The organism is Neolewinella antarctica, assembly GCF_011927835.1.
Classification (GTDB): Bacteria; Bacteroidota; Bacteroidia; order Chitinophagales; family Saprospiraceae; genus Neolewinella; species Neolewinella antarctica.
In genome coordinates this window covers 80,787-102,639 of record NZ_JAATJH010000002.1, presented here as the reverse complement: position 1 = coordinate 102,639, position 21,853 = coordinate 80,787, and the positions used below count along the sequence as shown (strand labels likewise).

Here is a 21,853-nt window from a genome sequence, read left to right as displayed (position 1 = left end):
TGTGGAATAACAAAAATGAAAAAAAACAACGAAAACGTGGGGAAGCATGCGCTGCGCGGCTCCTTCGGGGTCCCACGCTACGATAGACGACCCTCCGGGCCCATAAACACTACATAACATTACCGCCGGTTCATTTTGTAGCCCTCCACCTGTTCGAATACTTTTTGGTAGACGTCGTCATTCGTAATCGGAGGGTATTTGAATTCGGCGAGCAGAAGTACGAGACTAACTTTGAGTTCGGCTTTGATGTCGGCGCGCTCGCTCCAATCTTCGTAACGGACTTTGTCGTCGACGATCACTTTCATGGCTTCAGCTAAGTCGAGCATTCTGTCGAGGGGGTACGTAAAATCATACTTGACGCTGAGTTGCAGGAGAATATCGTAAAAGGCTTTTTCTTCAAAGTCGATACCCATATCCCCGAAAGAGTTCATCTCCCGGGTGAGTTGTTGGTAGAGGTCGATGATGCTGTCGGACATCTCTTCGATGACGTCCCCGACGTAAGTGTCGTTTTCCGTCCGGTCGTTGTAACGCTCAACGAGGCCCCGTAGCTTTTCGCTGAAATTAGTACCCTGCAACCGGTTAACTTTCTTAAACTCGGCAATGGCCTGGGCCAGTAATTTCTGGAGCAGTTTGACCTTAGTGTTGGGGAGCTTAATCTTTTTAATTCGTTCCAAGTATTCGTCGCTAAAGATATCCTGGCGGCCGTCCGTCCCGTCGATAGTAAACAGTTCTTCGACGCCATCGCTTGCAATGGCCTCGCGCATCATCTCTCGCACCTTTTCGTTCATCATTGCCGTATCGGGCGCGTCGCCCCGGGTGAGCTTGGCGATGATGGCGCGCACGGCCAGGAAGAAGTGCAGCTCGTTGCGTTCGTCCTGCCGGATCACGCCACTACCGGAGCACACGTCGTAAGCCGCCTTGAGGCGTTTAACCAGTTGCATGTACCGGTGCTCCCGCTTCTGAGTGGCCATGGCAAATTCGACGGCGGCGTTGAGGGTGCGCAGTTTTTCGAGTGGGGTGCCTGCGTAATACGGTTTGGTGTCAAAGCCGTGGAAGAACTTCCGCAGAAGATCGAGAAAATCGCGGACGGCGACGATCGATTTGTTTACGTCCTCAATGTTCTGCCCGTCAGCCTTGGAGAACATCGCCAGGGCCAGGTTCATCTGGGTCTTAATGCCGATGTAGTCCACGACCAGCCCCCGCTCCTTCCCGGCGAGTTTTCGGTTGACCCGGCTGATAGTCTGGATGAGGTTATGGTGCTGGATGGGCTTGTCGATATAAATAGTATCCAGCTCGGGTACGTCGAAGCCGGTCAGCCACATGTCCACTACGATGGCTATTTTGAAGTTGGAGGTGGGATCTTTGAAAAGGGTATCGAGGGTTTTTCGGTAGGCTTTGGTGCCGAGTAGGTTGTAAAGCTCTTTGGGATCGTCTTTGCCCCGGGTCATTACCAGGTTGCTGAAAGCGACGGGCTGGGTTTGGCTGTTTTGAGTAGCCCTCTCCCCCGGCCCCTCTCCGGAAGAGGAGAGGGGAGACAGCTCAGACGCGGTAGGTATAGCAGTATAGGTATTTGAATTTGTTTTGCGGTCGGCCCAACTAGTGCGGATGGCAATGATCTCTTTATAAAGATCGTAGGCGATGTGGCGGTTGGAGGTCACGAACATAGCTTTACCGAGCACGGTCGAACCTTCCTCAACGCGCCGCTCGTAATGCTCCACGAAATCTTCGGCGAGGGCTTTGAGCCGGCTTGGGTCGCCGAGAATAGCGTTCATTCCGCTGGTCGCTTTCTTACTGGCCTCCACCTGGTACTCGCTCGCACCGGCGGCCGCGGCCTCGGCGTAGTAGTCTTCCATCTTCTGCACGACGCTCCCTTCGAGCAGGACTTTTGCCGCCCTGCCCTCCCGGACGATCCGGACGGTAATCTCGTCGCGGACAGATTCCGTCATCGTGTAACTATCGACGACCGGGCCGAATACGTCGAGCGTGGCGTCGATCGGCGTGCCGGTGAAGCCAACGAACGTGGCGTTCGGCAGACTGTCGTGCAGGTGCTTGGCAAACCCATAACGAATAAAGACCCCGTCTTTGGTCGTGACCACCTTTTGTTCCAGATTAACCTGGCTGCGGTGCGCCTCGTCGCTGATGCAGATCACGTTGGTGCGCTCGGAAAGCAGTTCAGTATCCTCGTTAAATTTGTGAATGGTAGTAAGAAAAACGCCGCCGCTCGCCCGCCCCGCCAGTTCATCCCGCAGGTCATTACGGCTAATTACCGTCTTAACGACCCGGTCGCCGATGTACTCCTTGGCGTTGGTGAACTGCGCGCTGAGTTGGTCGTCGAGATCGGTCCGGTCGGTGATCAGTACGATGGTCGGGCTGTTGAGCCGCTGTGAGCGCATCAGTAAACGGGTAAGAAAAAGCATCGTGTAGCTTTTTCCGCAGCCGGTCGCGCCGAAGTAAGTCCCGCCCTTGCCCTCGCCCCGCGGTTTCAGTTGCCGCAGTATATTAGCGTAAAGCGCCCGCGCCGCGTAATACTGGGGGTAGCGGCAGAGAATCTTCAGGTCCGGCGGCGCGGTATCCGGCAAAAAGATAAAATCATGGATGATGTCGCGCAGGCGGTCCTTGTCGAGCATACCGCGGATTAGCGTAAAGAGTTGATCGCCAACGTGCTCCGTGGGGTCCGGCTTATCGACGCGCCGCCACGCATAATAAAATTCATACGGCGCAAAAAAGCTACCGGCCTTGGTGTTCGGGCCGTCACTAATGACGCAAAAAGCATTGTATTTAATTAATTGTGGAATATCCCGACCGTAGCGCGTCTGTATTTGCACGAACCCGTCGTGGATCGTCGCTTCTTCCCGTACGGTCGATTTGAATTCAAAGACAACGAGCGGCAAGCCGTTCACGTAAAGAATCCCGTCAGGAATGCGGAAACTGCCGTTGGTCGCCGTTATTTTCAACTGCGTCACGAAGCGATAGACGTTAGCATCCCCCACCCCGGAAAAAATGGGGGCGTCGCTTACGTTCATCAATTGTGCGGACGCGGACGCGGTAGTGGTAAAATCCGTAGCGACCTCGCCGGGGAAGTCGAGCAGGTAGAGATAAAAATTGTCGTCGCGCGGGTCCTCCCGTACGAAGTTCCGGCCGTTCGTAACGAGCCGCATCACCTCCCGGTTGCTGCCGTAGAGATCGGAGGCGGGCAGGTGTTCCAGTTCGTGGATGATCCCGGCGATCTCGCGGTCGGTCAGGTTTTGGGCTCGGTAGCGGGTGCGGAGGTAGGTGGTTAGGTCGTCGCGCAGCAGGACGGTTTCTTCGTCGGGGCGGTCGAGTTGGTGGCCGAAATAGTGGGGGTAGCCCTGTTCTTCGAGGAGGTTGATGATGGCCGCTTCGAGGGTGGCTTCGTTGAAGTGGTTTGACATTTAAAAGGGGCGTGGGCGCGGGTGCAAGGTGTGTTTGGGAAAGAGCAAAGCGGAGGGGCAAATGGCCCGTAAAGGTGGGAAGATACGGTTTGTGGGAAACTTAGCAACCTGACCTAGTTGAAGTGATTGAACATAATTACCTAGCAAAAAGAATTTTCACTATTTCGGTAACGCCCCACCGCGGTCGTGCATAAAACAAAAAACAACTGTCAATGAAAATCTTCTGTACCTGTCTCCTACTACTCCTGCTGGCCCCCACGTACGTGGCTGCCAACAACATTCGCGTTAGCAACGTGGAGCTCGTTTCCCAGGCAAATGGCATCGCTACTTTCGAGTACGATTTGGCCTGGGACAACTCTTGGCGCCTTTCCGACGGCCCGGCCAACTGGGATGCCGCCTACGTCTTCTTCGTCGTGAGTATCAACGACGGCCCCTTCGAAAAAATATTCGACTACGAGGTCACCTACCCCACCGGCTTCGTGGCTATCGACACCATTGGGGATGCACCTAACTTGTTCGGGCCAAAAAGGTTTGGCCACATGGTGCACCGTGCGGCGGACGGCGGCGGTACGGCCAACATGACCGACGTGGTAATGGAATGGAATTACGAAGCGGGCGGTTACGACGGTAACTCGAGCATCGACCTGCGCGTATTCGCCACGGAAATGGTTTACGTCCCCGAAGGTCCTTTTACCGTCGGGAATGGTACGGAGCCAGCCTTTGAGGCCTCCTTTGCCACTTATTCAGGCACCACAGAAGACACGTTCTTTAGTAGCACTCGTATAAACTCTAATGATCCGATTAGGCTCTTTCCGACGGGCTTTCTTCAATTCGGACTAGGTTTTGCTGAAGGGTTCGGTGGAGATCGGACGGAGCGGACCTACGGAGAGGATTTTCCCAAAGGGTTCACGCCCTTTTACTGCATGAAGTACGAAGTCAGCCAACAACAGTGGGTCGATTTCTTCAATACCCTCAACCCGGCACAACAGGATGCGCTCGACGTTACCGGCCCACTCGGTAAAAACACAAATGCGGAGCAATCCAGAAATGGCGTGTCCTGGTTACCGGGTTCAGCGGCTACGACTACTTTGCCTGACGTCCCGATGAATTACATCCCCAACGATTTCTATAGCACCTATCTTCAGTGGGCCGGGTTACGCCCCCTGACGGAGCTAGAATATGAGAAAGCGGCACGGGGCCCGATTACACCCATTGGCGGGGAGTACGCGTGGGGCAATCCCACCATAGCGGTCACCAGCTATATTTTGCAAAGCGCCGGCACGCCCGCCGAACAAATCAGCAACCCCAGCTCCAGTTTCGGTAATGCCAGCTACGGCCAGACTTCGGGAAATCCACTCCGCAACGGCATTTTCGCGGCCAGTGCCCCTACGCCTTCCCGTACGGTCTCCGGCGGCAGCTACTACGGTATCATGGAACTTAGCGGGAACCTGTATGAGCGGGCCATTAGCTTAGGTAATCCGTCTACCAGTACTTATGCTGGTTTTCACGGAAGGGGAGAACTTGATGTAGACGGTACGCTCTCACCTTATTTCCCCATTACGGACGGCCTGGCCTTCCGCGGCGGCTCTTTTCAAAGTTTCCCCGCAGAATTAAGATTCGCCTCCCGCAGATTCGGCACCTTTGCCGGGACCCCATCCCTCCAATCCAACGGTATCCGTGGCGTCATCAGTACCGGCCAACAATGAAAACTTTAACCAGATATTTACTAATTATTCTGCTGCTGAACGTTTGTCACTCACCGCTCACGGCCCAGTACGACGGTGGGAGCGGAGACGGGCACGACGCCGCCCCCCTCGCGGTAAGCCTCAACGCTTACGATGCGACGTTACTATTCAGTGGGGGCGCGGGAGACGGGCACGATATACAAGCCTTAGCCACGATGTTATCCGCCTACGACGCCAACTTGCTATTCAGCGGAGGCAACGGAGACGGACACGATATGCAAGCCTTGGCCACCATGTTGTCCGCCTACGATGCCAGTCTGCTATTCAGCGGCGGTAACGGAGACGGACACGATATGCAAGCCTTAGCCACTATGCTATCCGCTTACGATGCCACACTAGTGTTCGGCGGCGGCAACGGAGACGGGCACGATATGCAATCTCTAGCCACCATGTTGTCTGCTTACGACGCTACTTTGGTGTTCAGCGGCGGCAACGGAGACGGGCACGACGTGGGAACTTTCAACGGTGCCTTACTACCCCTGACGCTCATCAGTTTCGAAGCCGTACCTCACGAAAAATTTGTCCTCCTGAAATGGGTCACGACGGAGGAGCGGGATACCGACTTCTTCGTGGTAGAACGGACCAGGGACGGCCAGTCATTCGACCCATTGAGTAAAACCGTCCTGGCAAGCGGCTTCTCGGGACCGAATGAAGTGTTACACTACGAAACCCGGGACGAAGCACCGTACTCCGGCACCAGTTTCTACCGGCTACGCAGCGTTGATTTCGACGGTAGTTTCCAGCTTTCCCAATTGCGGCAGGTAAACTACGCTACCCCGACCAAGTGGGATTACACGGTATTCCCCAACCCCAATGATGGCACCTCCCTTAACCTGGACATCAAAGGTGAGCTACCCAATCAGCAGCCCCTTCAGTACGAAGTAGTCGACGCCGCCGGGCGGGTACTAGCTCAATCCGTACTCAACGGGGGCGCGGGGATTCATCAACTGGACCTCAACGAAAAATTCTTGCCCGCCGGACAGTACTTTATCCGGGTAGGTAACCGGCTCGCGGGAGATCGCGTTAAAGCAATTATCGTTGTTCCTCGGTGAGTAATTCGACACGTCAACCGGGGCGGCAGGGAGAGACGGTTTATGGGGAACTTAGTATCTTGGGATTTAAACGTGAGTACTCGTGATTTTACACGTCTGATGACCGCCTCTGGCAACAGCGTAAGCTAACTTTTATCTCGACTACGCCCGGACAAAAGATGCACCCGATGAGACCGCGCAGCAGCAGCAGCAGCAAAAGCTAAAATCACTACATCCTTGAGGAAGTAGATCACTCGTTTTCTCATCGGATGTATCTTATTTGAGGAGCGCGCGCAGCGTGCTTCTCAAATAAGTTCATCCGATGTGTAAAACGACCACAATGGCCACACAACCGACCAACCATGACCATCAAATCCCTAACCATCGAGAACCTGCGCGGCTTCGCCGGAAAGCACGTGGTGGAGTTTACGGACCCGCACGTGGCGGCTTTTATTGGGGTGAACGGGAGTGGGAAGAGTACGGTGTTGGAGGCGGTGGCTGCGACGCTTGCAGGATTAGTTCCCTTCTCCTTAGAAGGCGAGCAGAGTGACCTAATAAATTTCAACAGGTTTGACGTGAACAATGACCACGATGTAGGTGGATGGGTTACTCATATAGTATTTGAAGATACACGGGATGAATACCGGTTTTCACACCAAATAGTGAATCGGGCAGGTACCGTGGATTCGCTGATGAGAGCTTTCAGCACGCACGAGCAGAATCTAGTAGACCAGTTGAGTAGAGATGTGGTTAAACGAACTGCTTCAGTGCCAATCCTTGCTCACTATCACGCCGGAGCAACAAAGTACGTTGATAATGGTAATTCAAAAACTTATCCTAAAATTACTGATAAAACACACACCTACCTTGGTGCTTTTAATGGTCGAGTTGATTTTGACAAAATAACGGCGTACTACGTGCACATAATAAATTTACAAAATAGCGAGATTGTTAAATCGCCTTTCGCAGAGTATAGATCTCCCTACGTTTCGGCATTCGAAACGGTGATAGAGCAGTTTTTAAGAATTCTTAGCGGTGATGATTTTTTTAACCAGGTAAAATTAGAAACGGTTGGAATAGAGCAGTTTTTAGTCTATAAAAAGCAAGGAGGCACAATACAATTTAACCAATTATCCGCAGGAGAAAAAGTAGTTCTTGGCTTAGTAATGGATTTAGTATTTCGGTGTTTGGCGGGAAACGGACACTTAGATGAACCCACAAGTTCCAGCGGCATCGTTGTAATTGACGAAATAGAACTCCACCTCCACCCCCGCTGGCAAGCTAACATCGTCGAAGCATTACGAAACACCTTCCCCAACATTCAATTCATTATCTCGACGCACGCGCCGCTGGTAATAAATCAACTACAGGACAACCAACTTTTCCTGCTCACCAAAAATCGTATCATCCCCGGCAGTCAACTGCAGGAACCTTACGGCATGGAAGCCGGCGACGTTATCTCCAGTCTGATGGGTGTACCGACTCGGCCCGAGGACGTTCGCAAAGACTTTGACGCCATCCGCCGTCACCTCAACGATCCGACCGCCGAAAACCTGGCCGCCGCCCAATTAAAACTGGAAGCCCTCGCTGAAAAGATTAGCCCCAATGATCCTGAGATCATTCAACTCCAAACCCTGATAACTTTCGAGACCAGTGAGGCTAATTATTAAGAGCACCGAACCAACGGTCCTCACTACTCACCGGGCCAGCGGTGGCACCTACGAAGAACTATCCGCCGCCAACGGTAAAGACGATATCAAGGAACAACTACTTGCGGAACAATCCAATTGTTGTGCCTATTGCACCAGTCGTATCCGTCTGGCTAAAACCAAATTGGAGCACTGGCACCCACAATCTGTCCGCCCACCCGATCGCCGATTAGACTACACCAATATGCTCGCTTGCTGCACGGGTATGCTGTACGTCGATGGCACGCCTCATTTCCACTGTGATACCAGTAAGGGGGACACAAAGATTTACATCAAACCACACAACGGTGCCCACATCGCTACCCTAGCTTATGGCTTCGGTGACGGAAGCATTACCGCTTCATTTGATCGGCACCAAACCGGTCTTGATAGCCCAGCACATTTGAACCTCAACCACCGAGAGCACAAGCGGCGGCGGCGCTTGGCGTTAACAACCTTTCAGAATGCCCACCTGGGTAGAAACAAGAAGCCGAACTTCGCCAAACTGCTCAGTGACTACATGGCTGCTCGCCGCCCCTACGAGGATATTATTATCGCCTACATTAAGGACAAGATTCGTCGGGGATAGTAAATTCACCCAAACCACCAACGCCCCCAAAATCAACTTCAGCAGCAAAGTATCGCAGGTTTTGATCATAGTTTAAACGTAATACTCGTTTGTTCCAAGCAACATAGAATATGAAGTAACCTGCTTAGTAAAATTCACCCTATTAGTCGATACCGCCATTGTAGCAAAGGTGGTCGGATAAATAAACTGACCAGCGCAGCCAGTCCATTTTTTGTCCGGCCACTCGCAGCGGGAACACAGCCAGCTTACCAGTTTTTTGCCCGAACACGCGTAGTGAAAGTCACCCACCCAAAATCCAGAGCCCCAACCAGGCAACCAACCCTAAGATCACCGCAACCGCCAAATAAGCCAAAAAAATAAGCCCCTCACCGAGGCCACCGGGCACGATCCTGTCTGGACTACTAGTATCTTTGATGTACTTGAACCCAAGAAAAGCGATTACCGCAGCAACCGCCAGGCACAGATAACACCCCCCCGTCCAAAAACCAACGTGGAGCACCCGCCCGTCCAGACACCAGTGGTAGAGAAACAAAGACGGCAAGCCAATACACGTCGCTACGAACGAAAAGAACCCGATGGCGAGCGTTTCCGACGGTGATTTCCCTTTTACTTGGTCGACGAAGAGGTTTATGGCGACTAGTACGAAGAAACCAGCAAGCAGAAACCCGACGTAAGCTATGCCCGTGCAAAAAGTCATGGTCTATGTATTGACTCTCAAACCACCAACTCCCCCGAAATCAACTTCGGCAGTAAGGTGTCGCGGGTTTTGGTTAGGGTTTGGATTTGCTCTCTAAGTAATTCCTGCTTGTTGTTAATCCCTTCTAGGGAATCTCCAAATTGACTGAGTACACTCAAAGATGGCATTAAAATCATAATCTGTTTCAGGGCACCTCCCGAGATTTCCTTAAATGTCGATCCAGTAGCGGCAGCATCAATCTCCGGAGTGATTCTCTTCATATAATAATAGAGATAGTCCGTCATCTCGTAAGATTTAGGGGACAGTGATTTAAATCCTTGATTTGTAGTAAGTTCATTTAATACTACTGCAACGTATCCTATCGGTGCTCGCGAAGAAAACAGAATCGTCCCAATAGGGCAAATCTTTGCGGAGCTTTTGGATAAACCAAGCTTAGTGATATCCTGCGCGCCTTTGTCAATGTACTTATAATTATAGCCCGATAGGTCTTTAGGTGATAACCAAGGTATTCCATTGTTTGTAAAATACTCATCAACCTTTCGGCTGGGCGTACCTCCACCAATTACATCGGCAAATTTAGATACTGGTCCAACCGCCCACCCCGCCGGAACCCACCGCCCCAACCCCTCCGAAAACCCAACCCCCACCGGAAACAACCCCAAAACCGCCTCCGGCAACCGCGCGTATCCCTCACTAAAGACCACCGACCGCCTAAGCTCCCCCCGCTTCCGCAACCCCTCCGGCAATTCCTTACCCGCCAACAGCATCCGGTCGATCACCGGGTCGAAATCTACGAACCAGGATTTGAAGAGGGTTTGGGCTAGGGATTCTAGGGTTTTGTTTTGTTGTTTCAACAGATCAATTTTTCTGTCAATTGATCCTAATACAATTGAAATTCGTTTCTGTATTTTTAAGGACGGAGCCAAAATTGGCAGTTCTAAGATGTCTGGTTTTAGTACTCTTGGAACTGTCGACCCTCTATTACTTCTCGCGCTCAAAGCGTACTGAGGTCGTCTCGATTGTAGATAGTAGTACAAATATTCGTTGTCGAATACTGTAGGATCAGCTCGGAGAGCAATAACTCTTCTACTTAATTGATAGGTTTGGCCGTCATCTGGATAGAGCGCGATCTCACCTACAGGTGCTTCGGTGGTTATCAAGACATCACCAGGTCTAGTAAACCCTCGTGTAGCCCACTTTTCAAATGTATCAGTACTAATACATTTTAAAGTCGAAAAATCAAGCTTTCCCCTTTTTACATTTGCTGCGCTAATTAATTTAATACCAGCTTTTGACAGCTTTGGCGTCTTGCCTCTGTAATCAATTACTTTATTTAATCCGTCTTGTAAGACTATTTCTTTAAACTTCATAGCCCAACACTTTCAAATTCTCCGCAATAACCAAATCCAACGCCGCCCCTGCTTTCATCTGCTCACTCAGCACCCGCGTCAGCGCCCCCATCTTCTCCTCAAACGGAACCCCGTCATCTTCTTCCTCCGGAATCCCCACGTATCGCCCCGGCGTCAGCACGAAATCATTCTTCGCAATCTCCGCCAAGTCCGCTGATCTACAGTAGCCGGCCACATCTGCGTAGGCTTCCAAACCGTTACGCCAGTTGTGGTAAGTTTCGGTGATCGTGGCGATGTCTTCCTCCGTCAGTTCCTTGTGCGTCCGGTCGATCATCGAGCCCATCTGCCGGGCGTCGATGAACAGGACTTTGCCGCGCCGGTCGACCGCCTGGGGATGGCCAACGCCGCTGCGGTCCTTCGCCAAAAACCAGCAACAAACCGGGATCTGGGTGGTGTAAAACAGCTGCCCGGGCAGGGCGATCATGCAATCCACCGCATCGTTCTCGACGAGACGTTGGCGGATGTCCCCTTCCCCGCTCGACTGGCTGCTCATCGAGCCGTTCGCCATCACGAACCCGGCCGTCCCGCCCTCGCTCAGTTTGGCGAGGATATGGAGAATCCAGCCGTAGTTGGCGTTGCCCGTCGGCGGCGTGGGGTAGCCGGCCCAGCGCGGGTCGTCGGCCAGTTCGTCGGCCGCCCGCCAGTCTTTCTGGTTAAAGGGCGGGTTGGCCAGGATGTAGTCGGCCTTGAGGTCCGGGTGCTGGTCGCGGCTAAAGGTGTCCGTCGCCGAGGTTGGCGCTGATGCCGCGCACGGCCAGGTTCATCTTGGCCAGCTTGCGGGTCGTAGCTGTGTATTCCTGACCGTAGACGCTGATGTTTTTCTTGTCGCCCCGGTGCTTGTCCACGAATTTGAGCGACTGCACGAACATGCCGCCGGAGCCACAGCGCGGGTCGTAGATCTTGCCGGAGTAGGGCTCGATCATCTCCGCCAGCAGGTTCACGATGCTTTTCGGCGTGTAGAACTCTCCCCCGCCCTTCCCCTCGGCGGCGGCGAATCTGCCGAGGAAGTATTCGTAGACGCGCCCGACGACGTCCTCCTCCCCGCCGCCGGCGATCGTGTCGATGTTGTTGATCGTGTCGAGCAGCGCGGCGAGCTTGGCGGCGTCCAGGCCGAGGCGGGTGAAGTAATTGTCCGGCAACGCCCCCTTCAGCGCCGGGTTGTTGCGCTCGATCTTTGCCAGCGCCTGGTCGATCTTCAGCGCCACGTCGTCCTGCTTGGCGTTGGCCATCACGTAGCTCCACCGCGCTTCCTCGCTCAGGTAAAAGACGTTCTGCATATTGTAGAACTCCTTCATTTCCAGGTAGTCGCCCTGCCCGGCGGCGATCATTTCTTCCCGCCGCGCGACGAACTTATCGCTCGCGAATTTCAGGAAGATGAGGCTCAGCACCACGTGCTTGTATTCGGAGCTCTCCACCTTGCCCCGCAGTTTGTTGGCGGTGGCCCAGAGGTTTTCTTCGATGGAGCTGGTGGGGGTCTTTTCTTTTGTTTGGCCATGGGCGCGGTCGCGGGTGCAGGGTTATTTCGGGGGGAGCGGGGAAGGTACGGCAAGCCGTGAAAACCCCGGGACGCTACCGCTTAATAAACTCCGCCACGTAGACACCGGCCTGCGTCATCACCCGCACTACGTAGACTCCTGGCCTTAGCGCACTAACGGCTACTTCCATATCCGTTCCGTACCCGTCTTGCGCGTAATTGATCACTTGACGCCCACTAACGTCGGTTACGGACACCCGCACGGCTCCCGTTACCGGGCTAGCGAGCTTAATACCGAGCCGGTCGCTTACCGGGTTCGGGTAGACCGCCAATCGATCCTGTCCTAAATCTTGCGTAGAAGTCGGGTTTTCTACCGTTTGGAATAGGAAGCCGTAACTGTTCTGCCACTCGTCCGCCCGTGGGTAAGAATAAAACTCTACCGTGTACCGCCCGGCCCGCAAGAAGATGGGTTCTTGGGTGTATTCCCCCACGCTGAATTCCTCATTAAAGATTACGTCTTCCTCCCCTACGGTGATCCCCAAGCCGAGCAGGTCGGCGGGGCTGTCGACTATAATTTGTACCCACGAATCTTGCGCGACGGTCAGCGCGAAGTCATCGTAGTCGATCAGATTGTATTCCGCGTCATTCGCCTGCACGTTCATGTACCCGTTGTAAACGGTGTCTAGCTGAATCTCGTAGGCCAGCCTAGAATAATCGGGTTCGTCGAGGGCGCGGAAGTTTTCTTCCGTTAGTGTAGGTAGCTCGTTGTGGAAAATCAGCGTCTCGCTGGTCAGATTAAATGTTTCTGCGGCTACGTCGAGGAAGTTATTGATTTGAGCGTTAGTAACGAGCACTACGCCATCACTATTTATACCTAACCCTCCGTTGCCCGTTATGCAAGAATAATCGATATCCGCTACCGGCGATTGTTGGTTAAGCCCCTTTATGAAACCCAGTGAAGCGCCGTCACAGCCTACGTCGTTGTTATAAAATCCACCGATCAAATGATCGTTGAGCACCGAAGCTGTTTCCACCCCACCAAATAGGAATACTCCGGGAGAGTTGGAGTAGCTATAACTTGACCGTAAATCACGGACGGCATCCGACCTTTCGTCGATATTCGAGAACAGCGGGCCGAGACCATATCCGCTAGAATTACTTCCCCCGTGTGGCGTCCCGGTGGTCATTAACTTCGCTACGTGATGTTGACCGTCGGCTTGGTGAAAGCTCTCGTTCTGAAGGTAAGCTCGCGCGGCGAGCCCACCCATGGAGTGGCCGGCAAGAATTACCTTGTCGCGGCCCGTTACCGCCAGCACCCGTGCGATCGCGTTGCGTACCGCCCAGGCCTGCTTGAAAATGGCGGCCTGGTTGCTAAGGAACGGGTTATCGTAATTATCACCGTACGAGTTGCCCCGTATGTCAGTATTAAAATTTATTGCGTAGAAGTCACCGGGGCTTATCGGATTGTTGAAGTCGACTACGTCGATCAACGCACCTTCATATAAGTTACAGTGTTCATCGTTGTTGTCAGAATTAAGGTTGAAGAGTATTTCACCCCCGAAATCCCACCCCTGCGTACTTGCATCCGTATAGAATTGCAGCCATGTATTAGAATTACTGTTTAGGCCATGAATGAACATTATGGGATAAGGAAAATGTACGATCCCATCGTTCAAGGATTTATTCGTGAGAACGGACTGTAGTTTGGTTGTATCCGCGACGGCCAACTGAACTTCCGCCACCAGTGCCTGTGTTTTCACGATTGATTCATTGGACCGTCGGGAAAGGAAGTCTTGGGTTTGGGAACAGAGCGTAGTGCCGTAGGCTACTACGAGTAGGGTAATTATGATATTTTTCATGAGTAGTGTGAAGAAGCTTACCAGAATAGGTGGTAGAGAGAGATAGAGCGTGTTTGCCGGTTTTTACTGTAAATTAGGTGGCACGAAGCTAAGGAATTGCATATTAAAAAATACCATATATTAGTTTGTTTGTGGATCCGGCAGATATTTTCCGAGACGTAGCGTGTTCAGGTATAAAGGAAACGTGGAGATCAAAAAAATCAGCCTACACCTCGCGCTATAAGATAAAAGCCTCCAAGCCTAACCAGCCTCCGCCACACCCCGCATCTCCAACACCGAAGCCTTAATCAGCCCGTCCATATTTCCAATCACCGGCGCGTGATCACCCAGCGGAATGTTACTCATCGTGTATTCCAGATAGCAAACACCGGCTTGCTCGTAGACCGTATTAACAACCAGTGCGGTAAAGCGCTTTTCCTCGATGGCTTTAAAAACAATGGTCTTCGTTTTGGGGTCGGCCGTGATGAGCTCCTTCAATGTCAACCCATTACCCAGTTCCATACTTCGCACCAGCGTACGTTCGTCAATCACCTCGTCGATCCGGACGTTCGTGACGCCGGAAATGTACTTATCCGGGCGGGTAATTTTGTCGAGTAGCAGGGACCAGAGATGATCGGCGGGGGCGTTGACTACGGTGCGGTAGGAAGCGGCGGGCATGGTTTGTCGTTTATTTCGTTTTGTATGCATCTGCATCTTTGGGACAAACGGTCGTATGAATTTTGCTCTAGAACCTTTGCTCTTACCATTACCCCTTGCACCCGCGACCTCGCAAAAAATGGTCTATAGTCTATGGTCTTTAGTACTGTAGACCACAGACCCATCAATGCCCCTCAACAGCAGGCGCCAAATCAAAAAACTTCATATAACTAGGCGGATTCATCACCCGCTTCCCAACGGCAATGATCTCGATGTCAATCCCCCGGTCGCGGGCTTTGGTGGCGAAGTTTTCGAGGATCTCGACGATGTCGTAGTCCAGGTAACGGGTTTTGCGGACGTCCAGCTCGAGAATGGCACCTTCGGGGAGGCCGTCGAGCTCGCGCAGGATGGCCGCTTTATTGAAGAACGTGACCTCCTCGGCCAGCTGCATTTGTACGTGGTGGCGGCCGGCCGCGTCGTCAGAATCGACCCGGTGGAGGAAATGGCTATTCTGGTAGCTTTTGTACAAAATGATGATGATGGCGACCACCAGGCCGAGGGCGATGCCCGTGAGCAAATCCGTAAACACGATGGCGAGCACCGTGACGATGTAGGGGCCAAACTGCTTCCAACCCGAACGGTAAATCGCCGAAACCGTCGCCGGATTGGCCAGCTTATACCCGACGATCAGCAGCACCGCCGCCAGCACCGCCAGCGGGATTTTGTTGAGCAACGTCGGCACCGCGATGACCGACAACAACAGGAATACGCCGTGGATAATCGCCGCCATTTTTGTCTTGCCGCCCGACTGGATGTTGGCCGACGACCGCACGATTACCTGCGTAATCGGCAGGCCACCGATGAGGCCGGAAAGGATGTTGCCCGAGCCCTGCGCGATCAATTCGCGGTTGGTGGGCGTGACGCGCTGCGCCGGATCGAGCTTATCCGTCGCTTCGACGCAAAGCAGGGTTTCCAGGCTCGCCACGAGGGCAATGGTGAAGGCCGTTACCCAGATCGTGGGGTTGGTGATGGCCCCGAAGTTCGGGAAGGTGAACTGGCCGAGAAAATCGTCGAAACTTTTCGGGACGGGCACCCGTACCAAATGCTCCGGCGCAACGCCCCAGGTGGGGTTACCCTGCGTGAGGACGTAGTACAGAATACCGGCCGCCACCGCGACGAGCGGCCCCTGGATCAGAGTGAAGATCTTGCCCTTGTTCGAAAGCACGTTACTCCACAGCAGAAGAATCCCCAGGGCGATGAAGCCGACGGTCGTTGCCCCCACGCTGGGGTTACCGAGCGCGTTGATGATCTCGGTAAAGGTGTTCTCGCCGTCAACTTGCCAGAAAGATTGGTCGCCTTCGTAGTCCGCGTCGTAACCCAAAAAGTGGGGTATTTGCTTCAGGATGATGATCAGCCCGATGCCCGTCAGCATGCCCTTAATGACCGAACTCGGAAAGTAGTAACCGATCACGCCCGCCCGCAGCAGGCCGAACCCGACCTGAATCAGCCCGCCGAGCACGACGGCCACCAGGAAGTTCTCGAAGCCCAGCGACCCGATTGCCGTCAGGACGATTGCCGCCAGACCGGCCGCCGGCCCGGACACCCCAATCTGTGAGCCCGACAGCGCACCGACCACGATGCCGCCGATGATGCCCGCGATCAGCCCGGAAAAGGCGGGCGCGCCGCTGGCCAGGGCGATGCCTAGGCAGAGCGGCAGGGCCACGAAGAAAACGACGAGGGCGGCGGGGAGGTCACTGCGCAAGTTGGCGGTGAGGCTGGGGGTGTTGGACACTAAGGTGAAGTTGAGTGAGTGAAGAACGCGTAAAAGGTAGCTACAAGAAACGATCGGTTTAGTTCATGAACCAACTTTTGCTTGGGCACGGCCGGCCGGCAAAGCGGACTCGCCGAACCTTGCGTACTTTCGGCGTCCCGCAACGTAGCCCCATGCAACCGACTGGCTTCCCCAAAAATCCGCTCCGCCGGCCCTTCCCCGACCGGGAGTTCGGCCGGGCCATCGTATTCGGGCACGCCCGCACGGCGCTGTTCGTTTTCCTAGCGCTGTACTTCCTGCGCCCCCTCGGTCTGCAGTTCGGCGAAAACGCGCTGTGGATCTCCGTCGGCTACGCGGGCGTCACGTTCGCCATCGCCGTGGCTTATTCCTGGTTCACGAACCGGGTGCTCGGCTGGCGGCGCACGGGCGAAGACTGGACGCTCGGCCGGTGGATCCTCGACTGCGCGGGCGTGCTGTTCTTCATCACCGTCGGCAACTTCGTGTACTACAACGCGCTCGTCGACTGGTCCGCTTTTTCCCTACTCGTCTTCGGCTCCATCGCCCTGCCGACGATCGCCATCGGCCTATTCCCGATCGCTTTTTCCGGCATGGCCCTCCAACTCCGCGCCGAGCGGGACAACCAGCGGACGGCCAGTAGCCTGAGTCGCATCACCGGCCGCTTCACCCCCGCCCCGTCCGCGCCGCGGTTAACGGACCTGGCCGATAACCTCTCGCTCGACCCGGGTAATATTCTTTTCTGCGAAGCCCGGCAGAACTACGTCCGGGTAGGTTACCTCCGGGAAGGCCACTTCGCCGAAGAAACCATCCGCGCCACCCTGGCCGAGACCGCCGATAAGTTGAGCAATTCCACCGTTATTCGCTGCCACCGCTCCTACTTGGTGAATACCGATCACATCGCTGCCGTGCGGGGTAATGCGCAGGGCTTGAAAGTCAATCTAGTGGGGACGGAGGAGGAAGTGCCGGTTAGTCGGAGTTACGTTGGGCGGGTGCGGGAGTATGTGCTTTCGTAAAAACTGGTCTGTGGTCTTTGGTCTTTGGTATCAAGACTATAGACTTCAGACCACAGACTCTAGACCTTAGACCTCCGTAATCCACTCACTCCATCCACCGGGATACAGACCCTCCATCCGGTCGTAAGCCAGGTAAAAGGCCAGTAGATTATGGCAGGCCGTTACGCCGGAGCCGCAGTAGAAAGTGATGTCTTCTTGGTCGTTGAGGGCGGCGAAGCGGGTGCGGAGTTCTTCTGCTGATTTAAAGCTGCCATTGGCGGTCAGGTTCTCCGGCCACGGGTAGTTTACGGCCCCGTCGATGCTGCCGGCTACCGGGTCGATGGGTTCGTGATCGCCCCGGTAGCGGTCGGCCGTGCGGCTGTCGACTAAAAGCTGAGATGAATTTAGCGTGATAATTTGGGCGCGTACGCGGGTGCGGAGTTGGTAAGTTGGAGCGGAGTAGGGTTCGGTTACCCGGCGGTAGTCCGTTTCGGGGAGGGGTAGGTCACCCGTTTCGGTCGGTAAACCGGCGGCGGTCCAGGCCGGCCAACCGCCGTCGAGCACGCGCACGTCTTCGTGGCCGATCGCGCGGAGCATCCACCAGAGCCGCGCGGCGATACCACCGCCTTTATCGTCGTAAGCCACGACGGTTTTGCCCTTACTCAGCCCGTAGGTAGACATCAGGTTGGCGAACAACTGCGACTCCGGCAAAGGATGGCGGCCGGTTTTACCGGGGATGATCTCGCCGGACAGATCTTCGTCGAGGTGCAGGTGGTGGGCGCCGGGAATGTGGCCTTCACGGTAGGCGGCCAATCCGGCTTCCGGGTGGAACAGGTCGTGGCGGCAGTCGAAGATTAGGGTAGCGGGGTTGTTGGTTAAGTTTGCTAGGGTGGTTGGGGTTATTAGGGGCATTTTGGTCTTTGGTCTTTGGTCTGGGGTCCTTTTGATCTATGGGCATTTGAAGATTGGGAGTAAAGATCGTGCTGCGCACTGAAAGAGTATAGAGTAAGGACGGCTCCGGCGATGAGCTCCCACGTCCTTCTTCTTTCCTCTTACTTCTTTGCTCCGCTTTAAAAGAGTAAAGATCGTGCTGCGCACTGAAAGAGTAGAGAGTAAGGACGGCTCCGGCGGCAAGCGTCCACGTCCTTACTCTATCCTCTTACTTCTTTACTCCTCCTAAAACCATCCGTCCCGGCAACTAACCATCCGGCCCCATAGGGTTGTCGTTCGGCCCCAGGCCTTGTATTCATTGACGTTCCGGTAGATATTTGGGGAAACGAATAATTAATGGAAACCCTCGAACGCCTTCTCCTCACCGTCCACATCTTTGCTGGCTTCAGTAGTATCGTACTCTTTTTCGTTCCGGCGATCGCCAGGAAGGGAGGGCTGGCGCACGCTCGGTACGGCTGGTACTACGTGTACTGCATGTGGACAGTCGTCATCACGGCGGGGCTGCTGAGCGTATTTAATTATCTGGACGGACAGATCGGCGCGGCGCTCTTCCTCGGCTATCTGGCCCTGCTGACCGGGCGGCAGTTGTATTATGGCATCGCGGTGCTGCGGCACAAGAAAGGCCCTTCGCCCGGTATGTTACGGACGGATTTGGCACTACGGCTGGGTTTGGCTGCGGGTGGCGTATTTCTGATCGGTGCGTTTTTCAACTGGTGGGGCCCGGCGGCCGATCCGCTGTTTCTGATCTTCGGTATTCTCGGGTCGTTGATTAGCCTGCCTTCGCTCGTAGGCGATCTGCGGGGTCGGAAAGTAGTTTACAACTGGCTGGTGACCCATCTGACGAAAATGGTGAGCACGTACATCGCCGCCACGACGGCCTTTCTCGCCTTCGGGGGGCAACGGTTTATTGGCGACTTTTTCCCCGGCAACTGGGCCATCTTGCTGTGGACGGCACCGACGGTGCTCGGACTGGCGTTCGTTCGCTACTATAAATGGCGGATGAGTAAGACGACACGGATGAGCTAGGTTTTTTGAAGAGTATGGATCGTGCTCCGCACTGAAAGAATATAGAGTAAAGACGGCTCCGGCGGCAAGCTCTCACATCCTCACTCTTTATTCTATATTCTTTCCTCTTCTGGAAACACAGAGGGTGCTCCGCACTTGAGGAGTAAAGAGTAAAGACGGCTCCGGCGGCAAACTCCAAGATCTTATCTCTTTACTCTTACTTCTATACTCTCCATTCCCCTCAACCCAAACCGCCCCGCAACCGTTCTTCCCCCGATGAACGAAGACATGAAAATCGCCTGCCCGAACTGTAAATGGACACCCGACGGCCGGGCCCACTGGTACTGCGAACGCTGCAACCATAATTGGGATACTTTTGAGACGGCCGCCGTCTGCCCGAGCTGCAAACACGCCCATACGCACACGAGCTGCGTGCCCGACGCCGGGGGCTGCACGACGTCGAGCCGCCACGAAGATTGGTACGGCGGGCTGGATGAATGGCTGGCCGAGCAACTGGAGCGGATTCGGGAGCGGGTGAAGGCAGATGTTTAAATGGTCGTTCCGGCTATCGGCCGGTCAACTTCGCGAGTGATTTACCGGCGTATGCTATTGTTATATATAATTATTGCCTATATTTTGATTAAATCTACATAAATTTAATAATTAGCATGATATGGCGACGAAGAAATTAGCGGATCAAGAAATATTAGGGTCGAATAGCTTTTTTGTTAGCCGAAGAGACATCTCAGACTTCAGTTTTGAGGAAAAACTCAATAGCGAAGTAGCTACCTACAATATTGGTGGTTTACTAAGAAAGCGAATCGCTCGCAACGGGGGGCAGGAGCTTTTTACTTGCTTTAGTGAAACTGACAGCACCCTTTCTCAGCACCATCCATGCACTTTCAAGGGTTCGGTATTTACTATCATCAATAGAGTACTACTCCCGGTAACCTTCAGTGAGGAGCACACCTACTCTTCCACGCAACAATTCCTGCTACACAACAAAGCGCTGTTGTTCATGAATATTAAGGCCGCGGAGAACATACTGAAATCCAACGACCCCCAGGAACAGCAGCGAATTGGCGGGGCGGTGACAAATTTCGATCCGCCCGTATGGAAGTATGCCCGTAGCGAAATAGTGCTGCGTGGTAATCGCTTAAAATTCTCCCAGAATGATGAATTAGCGGCTGATCTATTGGCTACCGCCGGAAAAACCTTGGTGAACGCATCCGTAAAGAATAAAATCTGGGGTGCCGGGCTTGCTGCAAGCGATTCGCTAATTCAGGACAGAGACAATTGGCCGGGGCTTAATTTACTCGGGGAGGTCCTTACGGAGATTCGGGATGAGATGTTGGGTTGACTAACGAATTTAGGACATCTTCAGAAGCAAACATTAAAAACTTAGCTTGATCCGCGAAGTCGTCATGAAAGTAAGACGGCCTTATCGTTTCCTAACTCGATCGAATGACCTTTGTCGTCCACGAGACTCCATCTATATACGATTACACAACAGTACAATTCGACGATTAATTTTCTTTTCAGCGTAACACATTCACCACTCCGGCTCGTTCCACCGTCCCGACCCCATCGAAATACCCCACCACCACCGTAAAAACACCTCCAGTAGCCGGCCGGCCGTTGACCTCCCCGTCCCAGCCCAATGTCAACCCATCACTAAGAAATACCAGCCCGCCCCACCGGTCGTAAACTCGCAGGGTATAGGCATCGAATGAACGACACCCCGACCGCCCCAGCGCCGGCCGGTAGACGTCGTTCACACCGTCCCCATTCGGAGAAAAAGCCGTCGGCAAATACACCTCACAGCAACTAACGGCCGTCGTGCGCACCGCGACGACTGTTTCCTGGCAAGCATTAGAAACGATTATCGACAAATCAATTGAACGACCAACCGTACGGCGTGGACCGGCAAAACCGTCAGACCAATCGTAATTGATTTCATTAGCTGCTGTCAAATTAACCACAATTGAATCGCCGGCGCAAAAGGTGGTGTCGACCGGGAGAAATTCGGGTGCGGCGCCAGCGCAGGTTCCCGGTGGAGTCGATGAGCAGGGCGGTTGCGAGATTGGAAGAGCCGATGTTGCCGACGGCCAGGAAGTTATTGTCGTCGATCCTGGCGATGGCGTTTACTTGCTCGTCGTCCGCGAAATCCCCGTAGCGCCAGCTCGCCACGGTGGTGCCTGCCGTGTCGATCCGGTAAAAAGCCATGTCGTCGCTTAATCCGAAGTTATTTACCCAACCGCCGAGCATAAACTCCCCGTCGTTTACCCCGCTACTGGCGTTGATGAAAGTACGCCGGTCGAGGTTCAGTTCTTTTGAGTGGAGTAGCCTACCCCTGAGGTCGAGTAGGTGATACAGCCCGTTGTTGCGATCCGTTGCTCCGGCCGTCGTGCTGCCGGCGATCATGATCCGGTCACCAACGACCAGCAATTCGGAGGCGCGTTCTTCGCCGCCACTGTCCAGGTGAATTTCCGAGAACTGGGCGTTTAAAGCAAACGTACAGAGCAACCCGGCCAGTAGACCAAGCAAGCGGAGCGTCGGTCGTATGCTTTTGGAA

At 54.0% G+C, this 21,853-nt stretch carries 17 protein-coding genes and 1 pseudogene; 8 read left to right on the top strand and 10 right to left on the bottom strand.

Translation table 11 applies throughout. The features are described 5' to 3' along the window. Positions 1–119: 119 nt before the first annotated feature. Positions 120–3,413, bottom strand: a complete 3,294-nt coding sequence (locus GGR27_RS05765) for a type I restriction endonuclease subunit R (RefSeq protein WP_168036471.1) — start codon at positions 3,411–3,413, stop codon at positions 120–122. Between the two features lie 212 nt (positions 3,414–3,625). Here GGR27_RS05765 and GGR27_RS05760 point away from each other — a divergent pair, with 212 nt between their 5' ends. The 4 genes from GGR27_RS05760 to GGR27_RS05745 all read left to right on the top strand — a co-directional run bounded on the left by GGR27_RS05760 (position 3,626) and on the right by GGR27_RS05745 (position 8,466). After that, positions 3,626–5,119: an SUMF1/EgtB/PvdO family nonheme iron enzyme gene (locus GGR27_RS05760; RefSeq protein WP_168036470.1), complete on the top strand. Its 1,494-nt coding sequence runs from the start codon at positions 3,626–3,628 to the stop codon at positions 5,117–5,119. Then, positions 5,116–6,210 carry a T9SS type A sorting domain-containing protein gene (locus GGR27_RS05755; RefSeq protein ID WP_168036469.1) on the top strand — a complete coding sequence of 365 codons (1,095 nt, stop codon included), beginning with the start codon at positions 5,116–5,118 and terminating at the stop codon, positions 6,208–6,210. Before GGR27_RS05760 ends, GGR27_RS05755 begins: the two co-directional genes overlap by 4 nt. Positions 6,211–6,551: 341 nt before the next feature. After that, entirely contained in the window at positions 6,552–7,859 is a 1,308-nt protein-coding gene (locus tag GGR27_RS05750) for an AAA family ATPase (RefSeq protein ID WP_168036468.1), read from the top strand. Then, a complete protein-coding gene (locus GGR27_RS05745; RefSeq protein ID WP_168036467.1) occupies positions 7,843–8,466 on the top strand; it encodes an HNH endonuclease family protein in 624 nt (207 codons plus the stop codon). Before GGR27_RS05750 ends, GGR27_RS05745 begins: the two co-directional genes overlap by 17 nt. A gap of 280 nt (positions 8,467–8,746) precedes the next feature. Here GGR27_RS05745 and GGR27_RS05740 read toward each other — a convergent pair whose 3' ends face one another. The 6 genes and pseudogenes from GGR27_RS05740 to GGR27_RS05715 all read right to left on the bottom strand — a co-directional run bounded on the left by GGR27_RS05740 (position 8,747) and on the right by GGR27_RS05715 (position 16,333). Next, positions 8,747–9,163, bottom strand: coding sequence for a hypothetical protein (locus GGR27_RS05740; RefSeq protein ID WP_168036466.1), 417 nt, complete (start codon positions 9,161–9,163; stop codon positions 8,747–8,749). A gap of 17 nt (positions 9,164–9,180) precedes the next feature. Continuing rightward, complete coding sequence (locus GGR27_RS05735) at positions 9,181–10,533, bottom strand: restriction endonuclease subunit S (protein WP_168036465.1); 1,353 nt, start codon at positions 10,531–10,533, stop codon at positions 9,181–9,183. Further along, positions 10,523–12,032: pseudogene (locus GGR27_RS20530) on the bottom strand (class I SAM-dependent DNA methyltransferase). Before GGR27_RS20530 ends, GGR27_RS05735 begins: the two are co-directional and overlap by 11 nt. 109 nt (positions 12,033–12,141) lie before the next feature. After that, positions 12,142–13,905, bottom strand: a complete 1,764-nt coding sequence (locus GGR27_RS05725; RefSeq protein ID WP_168036464.1) for an alpha/beta fold hydrolase — start codon at positions 13,903–13,905, stop codon at positions 12,142–12,144. 240 nt (positions 13,906–14,145) lie between these two features. After that, positions 14,146–14,562: an SRPBCC family protein gene (locus tag GGR27_RS05720; RefSeq protein WP_168036463.1), complete on the bottom strand. Its 417-nt coding sequence runs from the start codon at positions 14,560–14,562 to the stop codon at positions 14,146–14,148. Positions 14,563–14,725: 163 nt separating this feature from the next. Beyond that, entirely contained in the window at positions 14,726–16,333 is a 1,608-nt protein-coding gene (locus GGR27_RS05715; RefSeq protein ID WP_168036462.1) for a SulP family inorganic anion transporter, read from the bottom strand. Between the two features lie 152 nt (positions 16,334–16,485). On the opposite strand from GGR27_RS05715, the gene GGR27_RS05710 reads away from it, so the two are divergent. Beyond that, positions 16,486–17,343 (top strand): LytTR family DNA-binding domain-containing protein, encoded by an 858-nt coding sequence (locus GGR27_RS05710; RefSeq protein ID WP_168036461.1) that lies wholly within the window; start codon positions 16,486–16,488, stop codon positions 17,341–17,343. 66 nt (positions 17,344–17,409) lie between these two features. Here GGR27_RS05710 and GGR27_RS05705 read toward each other — a convergent pair whose 3' ends face one another. Further along, positions 17,410–18,234 carry a sulfurtransferase gene (locus GGR27_RS05705; protein ID WP_168036460.1) on the bottom strand — a complete coding sequence of 275 codons (825 nt, stop codon included), beginning with the start codon at positions 18,232–18,234 and terminating at the stop codon, positions 17,410–17,412. Positions 18,235–18,609: 375 nt separating this feature from the next. Here GGR27_RS05705 and GGR27_RS05700 point away from each other — a divergent pair, with 375 nt between their 5' ends. The 3 genes from GGR27_RS05700 to GGR27_RS05690 all read left to right on the top strand — a co-directional run bounded on the left by GGR27_RS05700 (position 18,610) and on the right by GGR27_RS05690 (position 20,638). Further along, the gene (locus GGR27_RS05700; protein ID WP_168036459.1) at positions 18,610–19,299 is read left to right on the top strand and encodes a hypothetical protein; all 690 of its coding nucleotides are present in this window, start codon (positions 18,610–18,612) and stop codon (positions 19,297–19,299) included. Between the two features lie 255 nt (positions 19,300–19,554). After that, positions 19,555–19,830, top strand: a complete 276-nt coding sequence (locus GGR27_RS05695; RefSeq protein WP_168036458.1) for a hypothetical protein — start codon at positions 19,555–19,557, stop codon at positions 19,828–19,830. 121 nt (positions 19,831–19,951) lie between these two features. Further along, positions 19,952–20,638, top strand: coding sequence for an NADAR family protein (locus GGR27_RS05690; RefSeq protein WP_168036457.1), 687 nt, complete (start codon positions 19,952–19,954; stop codon positions 20,636–20,638). A gap of 178 nt (positions 20,639–20,816) precedes the next feature. Here the strand turns inward: GGR27_RS05690 and GGR27_RS05685 are convergent, their stop codons facing one another. Next, positions 20,817–21,251 carry a T9SS type B sorting domain-containing protein gene (locus tag GGR27_RS05685; RefSeq protein WP_168036456.1) on the bottom strand — a complete coding sequence of 145 codons (435 nt, stop codon included), beginning with the start codon at positions 21,249–21,251 and terminating at the stop codon, positions 20,817–20,819. A gap of 1 nt (position 21,252) precedes the next feature. Further along, complete coding sequence (locus GGR27_RS05680; protein ID WP_168036455.1) at positions 21,253–21,825, bottom strand: hypothetical protein; 573 nt, start codon at positions 21,823–21,825, stop codon at positions 21,253–21,255. Positions 21,826–21,853: the final 28 nt, after the last annotated feature.

Coding starts and splice junctions, on each gene's coding strand:
- GGR27_RS05765 (WP_168036471.1), bottom strand. CDS start 3,413: ATGTCAAACCACTTCAACGAAGCCACCCTCGAAGCGGCCATCATCAAC.
- GGR27_RS05760 (WP_168036470.1), top strand. CDS start 3,626: ATGAAAATCTTCTGTACCTGTCTCCTACTACTCCTGCTGGCCCCCACG.
- GGR27_RS05755 (WP_168036469.1), top strand. CDS start 5,116: ATGAAAACTTTAACCAGATATTTACTAATTATTCTGCTGCTGAACGTT.
- GGR27_RS05750 (WP_168036468.1), top strand. CDS start 6,552: ATGACCATCAAATCCCTAACCATCGAGAACCTGCGCGGCTTCGCCGGA.
- GGR27_RS05740 (WP_168036466.1), bottom strand. CDS start 9,163: ATGACTTTTTGCACGGGCATAGCTTACGTCGGGTTTCTGCTTGCTGGT.
- GGR27_RS05735 (WP_168036465.1), bottom strand. CDS start 10,533: ATGAAGTTTAAAGAAATAGTCTTACAAGACGGATTAAATAAAGTAATT.
- GGR27_RS05725 (WP_168036464.1), bottom strand. CDS start 13,905: ATGAAAAATATCATAATTACCCTACTCGTAGTAGCCTACGGCACTACG.
- GGR27_RS05720 (WP_168036463.1), bottom strand. CDS start 14,562: ATGCCCGCCGCTTCCTACCGCACCGTAGTCAACGCCCCCGCCGATCAT.
- GGR27_RS05710 (WP_168036461.1), top strand. CDS start 16,486: ATGCAACCGACTGGCTTCCCCAAAAATCCGCTCCGCCGGCCCTTCCCC.
- GGR27_RS05705 (WP_168036460.1), bottom strand. CDS start 18,234: ATGCCCCTAATAACCCCAACCACCCTAGCAAACTTAACCAACAACCCC.
- GGR27_RS05700 (WP_168036459.1), top strand. CDS start 18,610: ATGGAAACCCTCGAACGCCTTCTCCTCACCGTCCACATCTTTGCTGGC.
- GGR27_RS05695 (WP_168036458.1), top strand. CDS start 19,555: ATGAACGAAGACATGAAAATCGCCTGCCCGAACTGTAAATGGACACCC.
- GGR27_RS05690 (WP_168036457.1), top strand. CDS start 19,952: ATGGCGACGAAGAAATTAGCGGATCAAGAAATATTAGGGTCGAATAGC.